Below are 253 nucleotides of genomic sequence, written 5' to 3'. Positions count from 1 at the left end.
CTTCACGTATGTATTAGATTTAATCGAAACCTACGAAGCCATTTATCCAGATCGTATGCATGAACTTTTATACCAAGATGAAAGTTTCTTATATTTTGAATCACCAGTCAGTGTTTTAAAACAACATGAAAAAACGGTACTGACTAATGATGGGAAAGTTCGCCAATACGGTAGCTTACTCCATTTTGATGAAGAAAAGTTAAAAACGTTAGATATTGACCCAAACGCCAGCAATTTCACTAAAATTAATGGT

At 33.6% G+C, this 253-nt stretch carries 1 protein-coding gene; it reads left to right on the top strand.

Annotated elements, in window-relative coordinates; translation table 11 throughout:
- Positions 1–55 precede the first annotated feature (55 nt).
- A partial coding sequence (locus ABCO64_RS10360; protein WP_343089407.1) for a hypothetical protein occupies positions 56–253 on the top strand: 198 nt, incomplete at its 3' end.

Source organism: Methanocalculus natronophilus (genome assembly GCF_038751955.1).
Taxonomy (GTDB): Archaea; Halobacteriota; Methanomicrobia; order Methanomicrobiales; family Methanocorpusculaceae; genus Methanocalculus; species Methanocalculus natronophilus.
This window is presented reverse-complemented; position numbering and strand designations above follow the sequence as displayed.